Source organism: Candidatus Latescibacter sp. (assembly GCA_030692375.1).
Lineage (GTDB): Bacteria > Latescibacterota > Latescibacteria > Latescibacterales > Latescibacteraceae > JAUYCD01.
In genome coordinates this window covers 1-17,363 of record JAUYCD010000206.1, presented here as the reverse complement: position 1 = coordinate 17,363, position 17,363 = coordinate 1, and the positions used below count along the sequence as shown (strand labels likewise).

Sequence of the window (17,363 nt, the reverse complement as noted above, 5' to 3'; positions counted from 1 at the left end):
TGTCCTTTGGACATCCCCCCTTTTTAAGGGGGGAAACATATTGGCAGGCAGTATCTTACCCCCTTAACAAGGGGGTCGCCGCTTTATGCGGCGGGGGGATTTTGTCTTTAGAGCATATAAATAGCATGGCATATTTGTCGCCGAAAAAAAAATGGGGGATGGCCAGGCAGGTCATTCTCATCCTTGACATATACCCAGGGTTTTGATATATTGCAAAGTTCCGCCGTTTAAGGGAGTTACCTATCATGATCTACAATCCGGGAAACCCGGTCATCGTGCAGAGCGACCGCAGTATTCTTCTCGAGGTCGACAGTCCGCTGTTCACACCGGCGCGAAACGCCCTTTCGCGGTTTGCCGAACTGGAGAAAAGCCCCGAGCATATCTACACGTACCGTCTGTCACCGCTCTCACTATGGAATGCGGCTTCGCTGGGACTGACCAGCGACATGGTGATGGCAGACCTGGAGCAGTTTTCAAGATACGAGATTCCCCGCACCATCCGGTTTGAAATAGCAGATCAGATGAGCCGTTACGGCAAACTCAAGCTCATATCTTCTAAAGGCATGCTCCGGCTTGAATCCACGGATCCGCTCATCATCACAGAGATTTGGAACAATGACCAGGTGAGACCCTATATAGATGAGTATATCGATAACTACACCCTGGCCATTGCTCTGACCAGCCGGGGTTTCTTAAAGCAAATCCTTATAAAGCTTGGATACCCGGTCGAGGATCTTGCCGGTTACACTCCCGGCCGTCACCTCGATATCGGCATACGGGGGATAACCGGCGAGGGAAAACCCTTCGATCTAAGGAACTATCAGAAGGATGCGGTGGAAACTTTCTATGCCGGAGGGGGCGTGCGGGGCGGCTCGGGAGTGATCGTGCTCCCCTGCGGTTCGGGGAAAACGGTTATCGGGATTGGGACAATGGTGAAATGTTCCGCCATGACCCTTATTCTAACCACCAATATCACCGCTCTCCGTCAGTGGCGGCAGGAGCTTTTAGACAAGACCACACTGACCGGAGACGACATCGGAGAATATTCCGGAGAGCATAAGGATATTAAACCGGTCACCATCGCAACCTATAACATTCTCACCTACCGTAAAACCAAACTCTCCGGCTTCCCCCATTTCGGCCTGTTCAACCGTGAGGACTGGGGGCTGATCATCTATGACGAGGTTCATCTGCTCCCGGCGCCTGTATTCCGCTACACCGCAGACATCCAGGCAACGCGCCGGCTGGGGCTCACTGCCACCCTTATCCGTGAGGATGGCCGTGAGAGGGATGTTTTCAGTCTGATCGGGCCGAAGAAATACGATGTTCCCTGGAAGGATCTGGAAAAACAGGGCTGGATTGCTGAAGCAAGCTGCACTGAAATACGGGTTTCCCTGCCAGCCGAAAAGCGGGTGGATTATGCTGTCGCCGGACTGCGAAAAAAATACCGGATCGCCTCGGAAAACCCGGCTAAAATCAAGGTTGTGGAGCGTCTGATCAGCCGTCATCGCGATGATCTGGTGCTGGTTATCGGGCAGTATATTTCTCAGCTCGAGCTTTTGGCCAGGGAATTTGACGCTCCTATCATCACCGGGAGAGTGGACAACCTTACCCGTGAGACACTCTACAACGCTTTCCGGAAGGGCGAGATAAAGCTCCTGGTGGTCTCCAAAGTTGCCAATTTCGCTGTCGATCTTCCCGATGCCAATGTGGCGATCCAGGTTTCAGGGACATTCGGCTCCCGTCAGGAGGAGGCCCAGCGGCTCGGCAGGATCCTCCGGCCTAAAAAGAACGGGTGCATGGCGCAGTTTTATACGGTGATCACCCGCGACACCCAGGACCAGGAGTTCTCTGCCAAACGTCAGCTCTTCCTTACCGAGCAGGGGTATTCCTATGAGATTGCCGACAGCGAGAGATATTTTTCCGGGAAATAGAAGCTTTAAAGGATGAAAAGATTTTCTCTCACAAAGTTCGCAAAGAAAGAATGAAAAGAGAGAAAAATTTGACAGGATTAACAGGATTAACAGGATTTGAAAAACAGAAAGTATAATCCTGTTAATCCCGGATTATTCATAAAAAAAAGATTTTCTTGCTGTAAACCTCAAAACTACAGCCCCCTAAATCCCCCAAAGGGGGACTTAAAAGGCTGCAATACAAGGCTTAATCGGTTTTTTAAATAAGTTACACTTTCGCATTTTCATCTTTACCACGAAAAGTCCCCCCTCGGGGGATTTAGGGGGCTGCCTTCCAAAATTAATAATAAGTATTTGTTTAAAAAAGAGTTAAGAAAATGTCGTAGCAAATTTGTGAATAATTAGGGTTAATCTTGTCCTGTCAAAAAAGTAGATTCTAATCAGGTACGATGATGATCATGATGCACCAGTAAGGCGTTCAGGAGATAAATCCGGATGAACAACCACATTGATTCGCTGATAGTGGCAGTTTATTTCTGCATCGTATTCATAGCAGGCTACTTCTTCAGCAGAAGGAGTATTTCCGCAGAGGAATTCATGACCGGCGGACATACCCGCACCTGGTATCAGACTGCGCTCACCCTGTTCGCCATGGGGGCCGACCCGGCGGTGATGAGTGTGGCCGGCCTGGGCTTTCTCTGGGGATTTTACCTGATTCAATGGCCAGGAGTCCATATGTGGTTCACCACCTGGTTCGCCGCCATGTTCCTCGTACCCATCTACTGGCGGTCAAAAATCACCACGACACCAGAATTTCTGGAAAAAAGATTCAATCTCTCTTGCCGTGCGATTTTTTCGCTGATCATGATCTCTATTTTAATTGTCACTCTCGCCGGGGGCATGTTTCTCGGCGCTCTCCTGCTTAAAAACCTGCTTGGCTGGTCGATGTTCGCAAGCATCATTCTCATCTCGGCGGTGGTGGGATTCTATGTGATCCTCGGCGGGATGAAAACGGTGCTCTCCCTTGATTACTATCAGGGTATGTTCATTATCGTTACTCTCCTTGTCGTAACTATAATGGCATTCGTGAAAATCGGCGGCCTCTCGAAATTTGTAGCCACCGGTGCTCTCGGAAACGCGGGAGTTCCCCTTTTCAGCATCATACCGCCCTCCGACTGGTCGGCAAACACCACCATCTACTTCCCCTTGCAGGCGGTTCTGGTATGGGCGACTATCGCCGGAGTGGGCTGGATGTCGCTCAATTACAGCATGGCGCAGCGCCTCCTCGCCGCCAAAAGCGAGAAAGACGCCCAGAAAGCCCTGTTGTTCATGAGCATTCTGGCGGTGTTTTACCCCTTCTGCTCTTTTATTATCGGCGCCATCATGCGGGTTATCACTCCCAATATCCTGCCCGACGAGGCTTTCATGAACGTCATTCTCACCATGTTCCCGACCGGCGTGCGCGGGATACTGGTAGCCGGACTCATGGCCGCCCTGCTTTCCACTGTGGATGGCATGCTGACCGCATCTAGCGCCATGTTTTCAAAAGATATCTACCTGCGCATCCTGCGGCCTCAAGCTACCGGAAATGAACTGAAAAAAGTAACCCGTATAGTCGAAGCGCTCACCCTGGTCGCCACCATCGCCCTTTTCCCCCTGATCGTGAAAAGCCAGTCGGTCATGACGTTTATCCAGAGCTTCTATGGCGATGTGCTCGGAGTGGTAGTCGCCCTTTACTGTGTCGGGATTTTCAGCACCCGCACCACACCCCGCGCCGCGCTTATCGCCATGGTCAGCGGCGTCCTTTTTGCGGTGATACTGGATGTTTTCACCGTTATCAATTTCACCTATGTGGGATTCTTTTCATTCCTTTATACCCTGGCTGCTGCGATTGTTTTGAGCCGTTTTGAAAAACCGATGCCCAAAGAGAGCCTGACCAACCTGACCGTCCACACCCTTCCCGACGTCAAAGGAATATGGGTGGGACTCAAGTCATGGCCCAATCTCTGGAAGTGGGCGCTCTTTATCGCGCTAAGCTGGTTCAGTTTCTGCGCGTTCTGGGAATGGTATATCAGAAAAGGATGAAAAATAGAATCCAGAAGCCAGAAGTCAGGAGTCAGAATGAAAGAAAAGGAATGAAGGAAAAAGATAGTCTGATGATTTGCATGATTCAATGATTGACTTGATTTTTTAAAATCTTATCTGGTTATGTCACTAGATAAGGTTTGCGATCGTATAGTAGATGCCGAAACAAGTTCGGCATGACATGTGTCATCCTGAACTCGTTTCAGTATCTAAATGTGCAATCACAGTGATTTTCAAAAATACTTAAAAAATGACATAATCGGAAAATTTGATTCATCTCACCAAAGGAGGCGTCATGAAACGCTGTCTGGTATTCGCTGCGGTCATGGTTCTTGGAACGGGAGCGGTGTTTTCTCAGAATGAACTCCATAACCTTTTTTTAAACGGCGTCCTGTTCCAGGATGTGACCGAACAGTCAGGTTTCATACACCAGGGACACGGCAAGTGCACCGCCATGGCGGATTTCGACATGGATGGGAAACTCGATATCTACATCAGCGTCGTGTATGGCCGTAACAAGCTCTTTCACAACGAGGGGAAGCTCCGTTTCCGCGATGTTACCGAATCGTACGGGGTCGCATGCCCTTTTGACACGCATGGCATAGCCATTGCCGATTTCAACAATGACGGCTATCTGGACATGTTTGTCGCCAATAACCTGGAGGCACTTTCAGAGAAACGGGGAGAGGTCTTGCAGCCCAATTTCTTCTATATCGGCGGAGATGAGGGGTTTGTGGAATACGCGGTGCCTTCACGGCTGGACGGCGGGCCGTTCAACTATTCCTGCGGGGTGACCACCGCCGATGTAAACGGGGACGGTCTCCTCGATATTTATGTCGCCAAGGGCGGTTACCGCAGCGGCCCGACCTGCGCCAATTCCCTCTTCATAAATAACGGCGACGGCGCCTACCGTGATATCGCCAAACAAGCCGGGGTGGCAGACGAAGGGAACGGGTACTGCTGCTCGTTCTGCGATTACGACAACGACGGCCTTCCCGATCTCTATGTGGGCAACCTGAACGACAAGGATGATCAAGGCGCCCGCCGCCTTTACCACAACGAAGGAAACCTGAAATTTACCGATGTCACCAAAAAGCTGGGGATGCAGGCGAACGGCTACAATGTAACTTGCCTCTGGTTGGATGTTGACAATGACGGTTTTCAGGACCTTTTTCTCGCCAACAGCTCCGGCACCGGCGCGTCCGCAGATGCAAAATTCGGCGCCAATACCCTTTTTCACAACAACGGCAACGGCACATTCACCGACATTTCAAAACAGGCCGGAGTGGACATCGTGACCAACAGCCGCGGCGCTACGTTCGGCGACATCGACAACGACGGCGACCTGGATATCTATGTTACCAACAGCCGCTATGAATCGCTCGTTTTGCTGAACGACGGCAAGGGGAAATTCACGGAAGCCCACGAAAAAACCGGCGGCTCCGTTTACTACGGGCATGGCTGCGCGTTCGGGGACCTTGACAATGACGGCGACCTCGATCTTACAGTTGGAAACTGGCGCCGTCCCGGCTCCAGTAATCCGGGGGAATGGAAACTCTTCGAAAACAAGACCAACAACAGGAATTACATCAAACTCAATCTGGAAGGCGCCAAATCCAATCGCTCGGCGGTCATGAGCAAGGCCAGCCTCTACGACGCCGGAAAGGCGGGGGATAGATCAGCCCTGCGGGGATACCGCGAAGTCTGGGCGGGAAGCGGAACTTTCCCCGGCAACCCGCTTCAGGTGCATTTTGGCGCCGATTCTTCCCGGAAGTACGACATCGTGGTTACATTTCCCTCAGGGCAGGAAACGGTGTTGAGAAATATCGATCCGGGACAGACTTTGAAAGTAGTGGAGGGGAAGTAAAAAAGAAAAGGCGTAAAGGCACAAAGGCACAGAGGAAAAGACAAGAATTAATAACTGCCCTACACTCAATTGTCTGAACCGCGGATGGTCAGGATGAATGGACAGCCAGGATTAATAAGTCTGAACCATGATTCATGGGATTCAAGGATTGCCATGATGTAAAGCTGTTATTGAACCACGGATATGGCGGTTGGTGAGATGCATGCGGAAAACCTTGTCAACGAAGTCGTTTAGAGTTGGCGGATCGAAAGGGTGCGAGGACGATCATTAAGAAACTATTTCATTATTTTGGGATACAGTATACAGTATGGTGTATACAATATACAAAATGAATTACAACGCAACAATCTGCGGGGTATCATGTTAGGTTTATTTCTTATCCATTGCCGCAAGCGGCGGGGAATTTAATCCTAAGAGATTAAATTCGTGGAAACCAATCAGAACACCTGTCAAAATACCTTAAAAAAGCACAGCGGTTTAAATCAGCTTTTCTGCGCAGTTTTTTATTTCTCAATCAGCGTGAATTTTAGAATAACCTCCTCCCGCATTCGCCCTTGTAACTGTTTCCCGGATTGCTTTGAATCAGGAGGTGGGAGATACCTTCTATTTTCTGCAATGGGTCGAACGATTCTAGAATCCAAAGAAAAACCGTTGTTGGAAGCAAGTTTAGTCAGTCCATCAGAATTCTTTATGAACACACCCTGCACAGACGAATCGCCAACGACAAAGATAGCATGTCCTTTTCTTTTAAGAACTCTAGCGCATTCTCTTATGACATTATTCATATCTTGCAGGTAACGTATCAAAATTCCCATTCGACGGTTATCCAAACCTTCTGTTTCTCCCATTACTTTCATGACTCCAAAAATTGCATTTTCTGGTTGTTGATGACATGATATCTCTGAACCTATATTTGCAGAGCGAAGATTTCTGATATTTGCTATAGAATGTCCCATCCATACAAGAGAGAGCTTATGTCCACGCAAATAATCAATAGCGTTGAGATAGGGAGGAGATGTAATAATCATATCTACACTTTTCGAGTCGATAGGTAAACGTCTTGCATCCGCGGGGCGAATATCAACATTAGGGCTTTTCATTTCAGATTTATCACTAATATGAAATGGTGCGTTTTTGACAATATACTCAACCGCTTCTAAAAATTTATCAAATGGGCGAATTGGAGCTATCTGATAGACTTTGTGAGGTCGACTATGCGATACATCCATAGCAAGAGAAACGCCGGTGGATTTGGTGATAATCAGACGTGAGAAAGCACACCAAAGTAATATTCTCTCGCTTTCGGCGTTAACTCGCGTGATGCAAGTTGAGAGAGCAGTCAGTTGACGACGATTCTCATCGTCGAACCAGAAATCGATGAATCGACGAGTTTCTTCATTCGACCCATAAGTATATGCCTTTTCGTATTCTATTTGATCCGCTAGATTTTTTGCTTGTTCCAGGACACGGATTGCGTGATAATTCACCTTTTCTGTGTCAACATCTGAGCACCAAACGTTCGCTATAAGCAATGCGAGGGGGTCGGTGTCACACCCTATTGCATAATGACCTTTCGCTCTTGCACATACAAGCGTTGTTCCTGACCCGGACATCGGATCAAGGATTTTTAATGGAATATCAGTATCTGGAAGGGAGTCCCAGACAATGGATGGAGCCATCCGTGCAGGAAATGGATGAACAGGACGGATATGAGCTTTTTGGATTGCGGATTTCATATATGGATCGTCTTTCTTTCTTCTTCTGGGTACTCGCCAACCGCAGCCCTGATATCTTCCAGAATCATGTCTGGTCGTCTTTCGATTTCGATGCTATTTTTCCTAGCGAAGACAACGCCACTAGCCAAAACATGCATCGCTTTGCAACATTCAATGAGATCGGGTTTTGTCATTTTGACTGGTGGTTCGCGATGTCTAAGTTCAGTTATCACTGCGGCATACTCAACTGGTTCGTTAGGCTGTTCCTTTGCAAGAAGCCACACGGTCTCGAGTATCTCTCGGTATGGAGCATTCTGCGCTTCCTCCTTCTCAAGAGAATCGATCCACTTTTTGGTCTGATCAGGTGTGATGCATTTCTTGAAAAGCTCTCGAATCCGCTTAAGGCCGCCAATCCTCTTCGCAGATACAATTCTTACTAAACGTGCAAGATCATCGATGTACATAAGTGTTATCGTCTTTCCGGTTGCCTTGCAGTGGTTCCGTATTTCACGAACTGAAGCAGATAGTTCACCGCGCGATGTGGCGAACTGATTGCCCACCACAACATGGTGGTCACACTTGTGGTCCTCCATGTGCCGTGCAAGCCCCGAAATTCCTAATTCCTTAGCACTAACATACTTTCCACTCTTTGCTTCAAGACCTACCTTGTATCTCTGAGGAATTCCATCTTCGTCCGCTGCCAGATACGCCTCTGCAGTACCATCAGGATTATCTCTCCCTCCTATACGGATAACATTATCAAATCCTATCGCCTCAAATGCTGCGCGTGTCTCGATCTCAAGGTCGGCCTCGTTGTCTCTTGCATCAAGAAGAGAAAGCGCGATCATTCCTGGTGTTCGACGAGATGAAGACCTGACAAACAGCCTCAGTAGTTCATCGCGTCTACTGACCACATCGCGGATATCACTTTCATCAAATCCCATATCATACATTTGGGCCTCGACGAAAATCTCAGACATCGCAAACATTTCGAGCGGAAGACTACGACGAGCATCTGTGAAGAACTCTTGAAAAGCAGCAACAAACGGATGAGAGGAATTAATAAGCAACTTACGTTGCTGGACGTCGAAAATCGCCAAACCATCCTTCGAATCGAGAGCACTGAATTCCGTGGAGCGAAGCAAATCGCCTGCTCCTTCTGCTTGTTGCTTCAACTCCTCCAAGAACTCAGCCTGTGCCTTAGCAGAGAGTCCAGAAGGAAAACGCAGATAGAAAGGAGTGGCCTTATTCTCCGCAACCATTTGAGCTAGCGACAATAACGGCCTTCGGGTCATACTTCCCGGCGCAGAGGAGATGCGTACAGAGATCAGGGCCGCAGGAGTTTGTGAGCGGTCATGTTCAACGAGTTTGCTGCGGGCTAGATTGAAGCCGGCACGCAGAAAGTTCTGCGCTTCTTTATATAGGTCGCCTTGTTGGAAGGATTCCCGGGAAGATCTTAGCGCCTCATCCAAGCTGTCAATGTGGACAACCATTCGGAACCTTGAGAAGGTGCCATGTCGAAGTAGGTTGCGTTCTATGCCAAATCCCAGATCGTCTACATTCACCTGTCTTTCATGTACATAGACGAAAAAACCATTGCTCTGTCCAAATCTCGCTTTTCCCGAGTCGAGTTGATCCTTGAATATTTCGATGTATCCAGTGATTCGACCCAATAATCTATCATGATAAACGCCATATCGATGAACAGAATTTTCTGATTCGCTTGTGTCCTCCCGTGCAATGAGCCCTTCAGGGCAAGGCGTTGGCATTTCGATCACGTCTTTGCCTATGACCAGTTTCGCCAAAGGCTCATCTATTTCCGGAGGTGTTATTGGATCCCCATCAAGAAAAAGGCGAAAGTCAGCGCGCTGAGGCATGGCTGTTTGCAAAACCCATTTGAGACGACCAATACTTACCTTCTTTCCCATTTCCTTGAGCCCGGACATAATAGAGACAGTCCAAGATGGACTGGCATCTTCACCAAACAGGCAAAGCGCTTGATATCCTTCCTTTGTTCCATGTGTCCATGGCCGTACTGCATCCTGAGCTTGTTGTTTCGTAAGTGTTCGTAGCGGTATTTGGATCGTCTGTTCGTCGAAAACTCCTTTGGAGCCATCTTCAGCGTTACCGGTCAGATTTGCATAATCCATCGTGGCGGCATAGTAAGTGTCACCGGACTTGCTGATATGAGTTAGTTTCGAAGCCAACACATATGTGGACAACTTACCAATACCAAATTTCCCAATGGGTTTTCGCCTCCGGGAGCCAGCGCTCTTACGCCTCGTGCTTTCGCCTATGACCCAATGTTGTTTAAATCCATCAACATCCATTCCTTCACCATCATCAATGACCACGATGGTTGCGTCTGGATCACGTAAGTCCGGGGAAAGAATGATATGGACATTTTGAGCACCTGCATCGAATGAATTAGACACGAGCTCTTCCACTGCTTTGTTAGGGCTGGAATATAAACCCTCTGAAAAAAGTTGGATAATCCGGAGGCTGATCTTGACGTCAATCCGGTCAGTATTGTTCCCAGCCGTTGTGAACAATTCCTGCATATCTTTTCTATTTTGTGGACTCATTATTCTCAGTTTTTTTCTCCTATTCTTTTGAAATTACGCCGATGTCTTTCTTTAATGATCAATATTACATACAACTCCCTGCATAACAAAACCATACCTTCTTAGAGCCCATTCTTATTCAGCACGTGGGTGTAAAGCATGGTCGTCCGCACCATAATTCTATTTCTATAACGCAAATAAATCTGTTCTGCACATTATTAACAAGTAAAATATTTTTGGCAATTCATGCTAAAAAAAATCCACTTATCACATCTATCTAATGAATTACCGCGCAGCAAGCTGCGGGGTATCCAAGTAAAAACCCCCTAACCCTCGGTCCCTTTCCCCCATAAATGGGAGCAAGGGATGAAAAGCAGGCAAAAGAACTTCTCCTGCCCCCGATGAAAGATTATAAAAAAATCAAGTTAATCCTTCAATCAAGTAAATCAAGGTTCAGACAAATATTTTTATTTGTTTCCCGGCATAACCATGAAGACACGCTCGACGCTTTTCCCGGAAGCGATATCTTTTACCTTCAATCTCCATCTTCCGGGGGGATCGACAGGCAGAATTCCCAATGATGACGCGATGCTCCCTTCCGGGGCAGCCAGGGAATCCGAAAAGAATTTTCTTTCACTCCCGTCAGGCCCAATAACGGAAACATGGAAAATGTGACGGCCGGGCTTTATTTCAGCATCTTGAGGTTGTATGTTGACCTGATAATGAATACTCCCGCCGGGATTAATAACATTGCTTTTCAGTTTAATATCTATATCCTGGACACGGTAGGGCAGCAAGGAAAAAAGTTTTGCTTCCCCGGGACGGAGGTTCACGGAGAAAGAATTCCCCCCTCCCAGGAAGGCGCCTCTGCGGACATCATAAATAAACGCCGATTTTGCCAGATTATCGGTTTGTACGCGGCAGGTCTGGTTCCGGGTGTTCGGCATCCCGGCTGTTCCCGGCTCCATGAGCAGTCCGATGTACCAACTGTTTCCGTCCCTGAATACGGTGGATTGTATTCTGCGGGCGGGTTTTCCCGTGCTGTCGCTGAGTGAAAGTGACGGCGCGCTGGCGCCCCCGTTCCGTATGCACCAGGAAACAAGGGTGCGCAGGGAAGCCTCGGCGCCCTTGATGCGTAACCGCTCGTAGGATTCCATTCCCATATTAAGAAGCACGGATTTTCCGCCGGATACGCTGTTGACGATGAGCGCAGGCGCTCCGGCGATTTCACCAAGTGCTTTTGCCCCTCCGGCCGGGGTAATACCTGTCTCCCCCCGGCAGGAATCGATTGCCAGGCCCGATGGCAAACCATCCACGATGCCTTTTAACTGAAAAGCACCCTCTGTTTCCTTCAGTTTTCTTTCCGGGATTCGGTTTACTCCAAAGAGAGAATCCAATCTGCCCGCATGACGCATGGCGAGGTGTTCATCCATGATTCCGGTTCGTACATCGGCAATCACCGTCCCCCCGCTCCGGGCAAAATCCTCTATCCGGACGGCTGTCTCCTCGCTTATCGACTGCATGAAGGGGAGAAAGAGCACCAGGAATCCGTTCTTCTTTAGCCAGGCAGTATTCACCTGATCCTCAGAAACCACTGCAGGGCTGTATCCGGCGTCCAGACAAGCCTGGAGAAACGCATGCGCCGACCTTAGAACAGCATTGGCCCGATAAGGCTGCATTCCCATACCGTCTGCCTTTTCGGCGCCGGCTCTTTCATATTCAACCAGGCAGTCGTCCGGCGCGGCGGAAGCAGGTGAACCGGGTTCTTCCGTTGCGCATGCCGCCAGGATGGAAATGGGGCTGTATACGATTGCGATACCGTCGCCATGCCGTTTGGCGCCGGAAAGGAGCAGGTCTATCCCGCCAATGATTTCACGGGTTTCTTCTGCAACAAAAGAAAAGGCCGGCGTTACGGTCAGTCCGGGAGCAAGAGCGGCCTCGGCGCCTTCGAACCCGTTCGACCACCAGATGCCGTTGAGACCGAGGAACAAGCTCTGCCAGGGAGCAGCCCGGAGCAGAGCCTCATTCCCCCGCCGCCAGCTCTCGCCGCCGGTTATAAGACAGTTCATCCCGCCGGGTTGTTTGAATAAAGCCAGGGAAAGAAGCATCCCGCTGTCACCTGAAAAACATGTACCGGCATCCTGAGGATACATGGTAAACCCCGGGTAACCTTCCGGATCGGAAGAGCTGCGTAATCCTGTGAACTCCTCAAGGTAACGTGAGTATCCGGAGATGCCTATTTTTGCCGTGGAATCCATACGGGCTGCCGCGGAGGCGATTTCACCGGCGGCGCGGAAAGAAGCATCCATCCGGGAATGTTCTGAATCAAGCCATTTCCCAAAGTCGCCGGTTTTTCGCGCCTCAGAACGAAGAAGAGTGGAATCGGGGAGAGCGGCGTTGATCCAGCATGCGGGAATATCCAGGTTTCGGAGGGTATCCATGACCGCCGTAACAATGTTCACGGGATTTCGGGATTTCCCGGCGCCGGTTTTTTTAACTCCAACTGATTTCTGGCCGTGGAAAAAATCAGCAGCATAAATAATCGGCACCACCGATGTGCCACGGCGTGAGATGGTCACCGCTGTTCTGTAGAAATGACCGGGATCGGCAGGGGTCATTTCCAAGGCGAAACCGGTGACCCCTTCTTCTATCAGGCGGTCGTAACCGTCAAGTTGCCAGGGCTTGAATGAACGATCCCCGCCGACGATAAAGGAAAATCTCTCAGGATTATATTCGTATTTTGTCAGTATGGGCTTTTCAAGCACATGGTCTACTATATTGTTTTTGTAGAAAGTTACCCGCAGAGTAAGAGCGCCTCTTGCGGGCCGGGTGATCTTGAATGTAAAATCTACGCTCTTGCGGCCTGGAACCGGTTGTAATTCGGAAAAACCTGCCTGCCTTCCCCATTGATCGAGCAGTTCGGCTTTAATATTCATACCCTCTTTGATTTCACGAGTGGTTTTTATGCTCCCGCTGACAAACTTCCCCACCCGTACTCCCTGATCCCAAACGACGATATCAGAGATCGTCTCCTCGGAGGTAACATTGATGGAAGTTCCGGCCAGAGCGGCGACGCTTTCCCCTTCGAAAACCGATATATCCAAAGAATATCTTCCAACCGGAAGCATCGGATATCGTACCCGAAGAAAGGTTTTCCCATTTTCGATACTGTAGGTTTCAAGAGATTCATGAGCAGTCTTGCCGTTCCGGTCACGGTAACGGACAATCACCCTGCGGGGGGTGGTTTTTCCGGAAGTGATCATCTCTATCCGAAAATTCATGATAGACATTGCTTCCAACTCAAGGTTCCGGGAAGGTTTTTCCCTGCCGATCACTCTCAACGAGCTCTGATGACCGGAAGCCAGAATCAGGGTATGAACCGCCTGGGCATAGTAATCCCCGACCTCCTGAATAGTGGCCGCAGAATCCAGCGACGGGAGGACGAATACGATGCCCTTGCCCATAAATCCGGCATATTGTGGCTTTACCGGGCCGCCGTACGAGACCTTATCAAGCTGCTTCTCATCAAACTTCCCACTGGTTACGAGAGAACGCATATCGCCTTTATTTCCTACATATAAAAGACCGCTGCCGCTCCGTATGCGATCAAGCAGCGCCTGCCGTATCGGTTCAGCGAGCGCCTCGATCTCGTAATCGAGCCAGATAACATCCCATTCCCTTCCAAGGAGCGCGGCGGCTTTGGCAGAAAGCGTGCTGTCGGAAAGAATTGAAGGCTGGAAACGAATCCAGGGTTCACGGGTTTCCAGGCGGCTGCGCCCGGCGGTAAGTATCGTTTCCACATTGCACTCCAGCCGTGAGGCAACCTCACGGACTGAGAAACCGGTCTCCTCCCGCTCCCCGAAAAAGAGAATTCGCACAGGCCCGCCCTGCAATGGTGAAGCGATCGGGTAGCTGCGTTGTTTCAGTGTGGAAAGCTCGATTCCTGAGAACGGCGCGCTGGCGCTTTCCAGATCGAGAGCATGGGCAGAAAAAACAAGAAAAAAATGAAAGAATATTGAAAAGAAAAATGGTTTCATCACATAACTTTTGGTGGTGGTTTTTTCAAGTTTTTCAAAATGATGGATTTATAATGTAAAAAAAAACAAAGCTTCTTCCAATATAAACATGTAAAAAAAAGACATAATAATGCTGTTCCCAAAAAAAGTTGGGATTGTTTTTTTGGAAAAGTGTATAAATTTATCCATTTATTTGAATTTTTTTTTTTACTTTTGTGATATGTATCACTGATAATATTGAAATCTGAATATATATTTGCAAAAATTGCAAGAATATATACTAAAATAAAAAGCACTTTTATTCCCAGTAGCCTTTGAAATGCCCAAAAATAAATTAAAAATAGATCACAGCGCCCATAATCATTTGAACAGGTATTTATAGTGAAATCAATTTATCGTGATTACAATAGTTTTTATGGTAAAATGTGGGTTATTTTAGCCCTTTTGGTGGCAATCCCCGTTCTCCTGATTTTCTATCTTTTTTACGATAAAATAATAAATCTGCCAGATACCACTATTCTCTTTATTGCATTAATATTGTCTTGTTTTTTAGCAGGCCTGGCTCTCTTGAGAAGTTCTATCGAAAAACTTGCTGAACTTGCAGATGAAACATGGAGAGTTGCATCTGGGAAAAAAAGGGAACCCATTCATATTAATGCTGATAAGGAAATGAATGATATTGCTGAAAACTTCAATTCCGTTCTCATGAAATGTAATGATGCCAATAGGGAAGTAAAGGAACAGTCCGTTAGATTGATGATCTATGCAAAAGATCTTTCTCTTTGTAATAAAAAATTACAGGCGGCTTACAGGGATACAATATACCGTCTCGTGGTTGCAGCGGAATATAAGGATAAGGATACCGGCGACCATCTTGTGAGAATGGGACGTTACTGTGCTCTCATTGCAGAAAAACTCGGTTTGTCATCTTCTGAAGTTCAGTCTATCAAATTGCTGCCCCAATGCATGATGTGGGAAAAATCGGCATTCCGGACAATATTCTCATGAAAATGGGAAAATTGACCGGAAAGGAATTCGAGGTTATCAAAACCCATACAATGATTGGTTCCAATATACTGGCTAATTCGGATGCAGAAGTTATCCAAATGGCTCAGAAAATTGCGCTTTCTCACCATGAGAAATGGAACGGAATGGGATACATCTACGGCCTTGCCGGCGAGAAAGTTGAACTGGCAGGAAGGATTGTTTGCCTGGCCGACTGCTTCGATGCTCTAATTTCGAAACGTCCCTATAAGGATCCATATCCCGTCGAAGTTGCGTGCGATATTATCATCAATGATCGAGGGAAGCATTTTGATCCCCAGATTGTCGATATTTTCCTCAATAACGTTGATGAATTAGTAAAAATAAAAAAAGATGTAGATTCATCGGAAAACGTTCCATTGTCTGAATTATTGTGGGGTGGAAGGGTTCAGCTTTAAGAAAACAGCATCAATTAAAACCCGATTTTTTTCACAATATCGATTCATTAATATATATTTTGTAATTGTACCCCCCTCTGATGTATACCCCTTTATATAATGATGCGGTAAAAAGTAATTGTTATATTAATTTTCTGGTGTTTTTAAACCTCACCCCCTATCCCCCTCTCCTAGTCAGGAGAGGGGATAACTCATTATGCGCCTTGTTATTGCCCTCTCCTAATTAGGGTCTGCTGAAAAAAGGTATTTGGCATTACACGTCAAAGATAAAGGTGAAGCGGGCTCGGAATCCGACGAGTCTATATTTGTAATGTACTATATACTAACCGTATCAGACCCTTTTCATGGCGGTTTGCAGGTTCATTCCCAACAGTCCCAGGCGGACCCAGATTTCGGGGCCGCCCTCGATGATTTAATGGTATCAAGATCGAAGTGGTTTTTTGCGTGACCGAAACTGCCTTCGATCCGGTTGCGTTCGCGTTGTTTTTGCTTGCGCCACCGGTTAGATGGATTCTGGTTCCGAGCTTTTCGGCCCAGTGGTTCAAACGCATCTCTTATTTCATGTTCTTTGAGCAATTCCCTGTTTCCACGATTTCCGTAAATCTTGTCCGCCGTCACATAGGGTGGTTTGTGTCCGAATAACCCCTCGTAGTGTTCGATCTGGGCATCGACACGGTCAGCTTCCGCAAAATTATCAGATGAAATATGATCCAAAAACACAAACCCATCGACATAGGAAAGTGATGCCTTGGGGCCGAATTCAACCTTCTTGTCGCCTGTTTTGCCCCTGACAATAGGACGGGTCCAGGGACGGTGAAGGCTCACAATCCGGTCATGAATTCTGCTTGTCTTGCAACGGTACATCTCGAATTGCTGGTCAAGAACCGTGCAAACCACCTCCAGACGGTCAAGCACCTTATTCTCAATCTTGATACCCTGGCGCCTGGCTTTTTCCACCAATGACTTCATTTGGTTGACGTTCCGTCTGAGATACTGCACTAAGGATTTCTTGGTCTTTTGGATCAGCTTCCGGCTCCTTGACTTCTTCTTGCTGAAATTCAGGTAGTCTTGCCGCGCCTTGCGGCAGTAAGTTCTCACTTTTTCTCCAAGCGCATTCCCCAACCGTTTAATCTGCTTCACCGTCCACTCCCGCGCCTCATTCAGCAAACCGGTGTCCGTCGGATACCTTACATACTCCGGAAAAACAGTTGCATCCAGAAGCATCCCCTTGCCCCTGATAATCTTTCGCTCAATCAATACCTGGTAGGTATCACGCTCCAACTCGGCAAAATACTTCGCACCCAACCGCTTGCGAACCTTACTCAAACTGCTCGAATCCATCAAAGGCTCGGTCGCAAAATAATCCAACCCACAGAACGCCTGCATGTATTCTCATTCACTAACTTTATGATCTCTTCATCACTGAAACCTGTCATGTGTTTCAAAAACAACACGCCAATCACCAACCTGCAATCCAACGATGGCCGCCCGATCTCTGAAAAATACCCCATGTACCGGGATTCAATCTCTCCCCACGGAAGTAATTTCCCTATCTTCAACCACCGATTCTCAGGATCAAGCTTTCCACCAAAGGGTAACAACTCGGTAAATAATGGCAGCGTCAGTCGATCTTTCCCTCGATACATTGCCTCTTCCTTTACTAAAAAATGCAAGGTTTATCAGGGGTATGATTCGAAATGCGTGCATTTCGACCTCCAAAACACTGCCATAATATACTACTTATCTCCTTTATTGTCAAGT

Annotated in this window: 10 protein-coding genes; 5 read left to right on the top strand and 5 right to left on the bottom strand. The window is 47.9% G+C overall.

Annotated elements, in window-relative coordinates:
- Window positions 1-245 precede the first annotated feature (245 nt).
- The 3 genes from Q8O92_12550 (at window position 246) to Q8O92_12540 (ending at window position 5,865) form a co-directional block, all read left to right on the top strand.
- Window positions 246-1,934, top strand: a complete 1,689-nt coding sequence (locus Q8O92_12550) for a DEAD/DEAH box helicase (protein ID MDP2984145.1) — start codon at window positions 246-248, stop codon at window positions 1,932-1,934.
- Window positions 1,935-2,408: 474 nt separating this feature from the next.
- A complete protein-coding gene (locus Q8O92_12545; GenBank protein MDP2984144.1) occupies window positions 2,409-3,998 on the top strand; it encodes a sodium/solute symporter in 1,590 nt (529 codons plus the stop codon).
- Window positions 3,999-4,293: 295 nt separating this feature from the next.
- Window positions 4,294-5,865 carry a CRTAC1 family protein gene (locus tag Q8O92_12540; GenBank protein MDP2984143.1) on the top strand — a complete coding sequence of 524 codons (1,572 nt, stop codon included), beginning with the start codon at window positions 4,294-4,296 and terminating at the stop codon, window positions 5,863-5,865.
- 503 nt (window positions 5,866-6,368) lie between these two features.
- On the opposite strand, the gene Q8O92_12535 is transcribed toward Q8O92_12540, so the two are convergent.
- The 3 genes from Q8O92_12535 to Q8O92_12525 all read right to left on the bottom strand — a co-directional run bounded on the left by Q8O92_12535 (window position 6,369) and on the right by Q8O92_12525 (window position 14,181).
- Entirely contained in the window at window positions 6,369-7,601 is a 1,233-nt protein-coding gene (locus Q8O92_12535; protein MDP2984142.1) for a hypothetical protein, read from the bottom strand.
- Entirely contained in the window at window positions 7,598-10,141 is a 2,544-nt protein-coding gene (locus tag Q8O92_12530; protein ID MDP2984141.1) for an ATP-binding protein, read from the bottom strand. The genes Q8O92_12535 and Q8O92_12530 overlap by 4 nt, the downstream gene beginning before the upstream one ends.
- Window positions 10,142-10,611: 470 nt before the next feature.
- Window positions 10,612-14,181 carry a beta-galactosidase trimerization domain-containing protein gene (locus Q8O92_12525; protein MDP2984140.1) on the bottom strand — a complete coding sequence of 1,190 codons (3,570 nt, stop codon included), beginning with the start codon at window positions 14,179-14,181 and terminating at the stop codon, window positions 10,612-10,614.
- Window positions 14,182-14,541: 360 nt separating this feature from the next.
- Between Q8O92_12525 and Q8O92_12520 the strand changes: the two genes are divergently transcribed.
- On the top strand, window positions 14,542-15,168 hold the full coding sequence (locus Q8O92_12520) for a hypothetical protein (GenBank protein MDP2984139.1): 627 nt from the start codon (window positions 14,542-14,544) through the stop codon (window positions 15,166-15,168).
- Complete coding sequence (locus Q8O92_12515; GenBank protein MDP2984138.1) at window positions 15,165-15,602, top strand: HD domain-containing phosphohydrolase; 438 nt, start codon at window positions 15,165-15,167, stop codon at window positions 15,600-15,602. Before Q8O92_12520 ends, Q8O92_12515 begins: the two co-directional genes overlap by 4 nt.
- 360 nt (window positions 15,603-15,962) lie before the next feature.
- Here Q8O92_12515 and Q8O92_12510 read toward each other — a convergent pair whose 3' ends face one another.
- Both Q8O92_12510 and Q8O92_12505 read right to left on the bottom strand, forming a co-directional pair.
- Window positions 15,963-16,988 carry a transposase gene (locus Q8O92_12510; GenBank protein MDP2984137.1) on the bottom strand — a complete coding sequence of 342 codons (1,026 nt, stop codon included), beginning with the start codon at window positions 16,986-16,988 and terminating at the stop codon, window positions 15,963-15,965.
- Window positions 16,943-17,113 carry a transposase gene (locus Q8O92_12505; GenBank protein ID MDP2984136.1) on the bottom strand — a complete coding sequence of 57 codons (171 nt, stop codon included), beginning with the start codon at window positions 17,111-17,113 and terminating at the stop codon, window positions 16,943-16,945. Before Q8O92_12505 ends, Q8O92_12510 begins: the two co-directional genes overlap by 46 nt.
- Window positions 17,114-17,363 lie beyond the last annotated feature (250 nt).

Coding starts and splice junctions, on each gene's coding strand:
- Q8O92_12550 (MDP2984145.1), top strand. CDS start 246: ATGATCTACAATCCGGGAAACCCGGTCATCGTGCAGAGCGACCGCAGT.
- Q8O92_12545 (MDP2984144.1), top strand. CDS start 2,409: ATGAACAACCACATTGATTCGCTGATAGTGGCAGTTTATTTCTGCATC.
- Q8O92_12540 (MDP2984143.1), top strand. CDS start 4,294: ATGAAACGCTGTCTGGTATTCGCTGCGGTCATGGTTCTTGGAACGGGA.
- Q8O92_12535 (MDP2984142.1), bottom strand. CDS start 7,601: ATGAAATCCGCAATCCAAAAAGCTCATATCCGTCCTGTTCATCCATTT.
- Q8O92_12530 (MDP2984141.1), bottom strand. CDS start 10,141: ATGCAGGAATTGTTCACAACGGCTGGGAACAATACTGACCGGATTGAC.
- Q8O92_12525 (MDP2984140.1), bottom strand. CDS start 14,181: ATGAAACCATTTTTCTTTTCAATATTCTTTCATTTTTTTCTTGTTTTT.
- Q8O92_12515 (MDP2984138.1), top strand. CDS start 15,165: ATGAAAATGGGAAAATTGACCGGAAAGGAATTCGAGGTTATCAAAACC.
- Q8O92_12510 (MDP2984137.1), bottom strand. CDS start 16,988: ATGCAGGCGTTCTGTGGGTTGGATTATTTTGCGACCGAGCCTTTGATG.
- Q8O92_12505 (MDP2984136.1), bottom strand. CDS start 17,113: ATGGGGTATTTTTCAGAGATCGGGCGGCCATCGTTGGATTGCAGGTTG.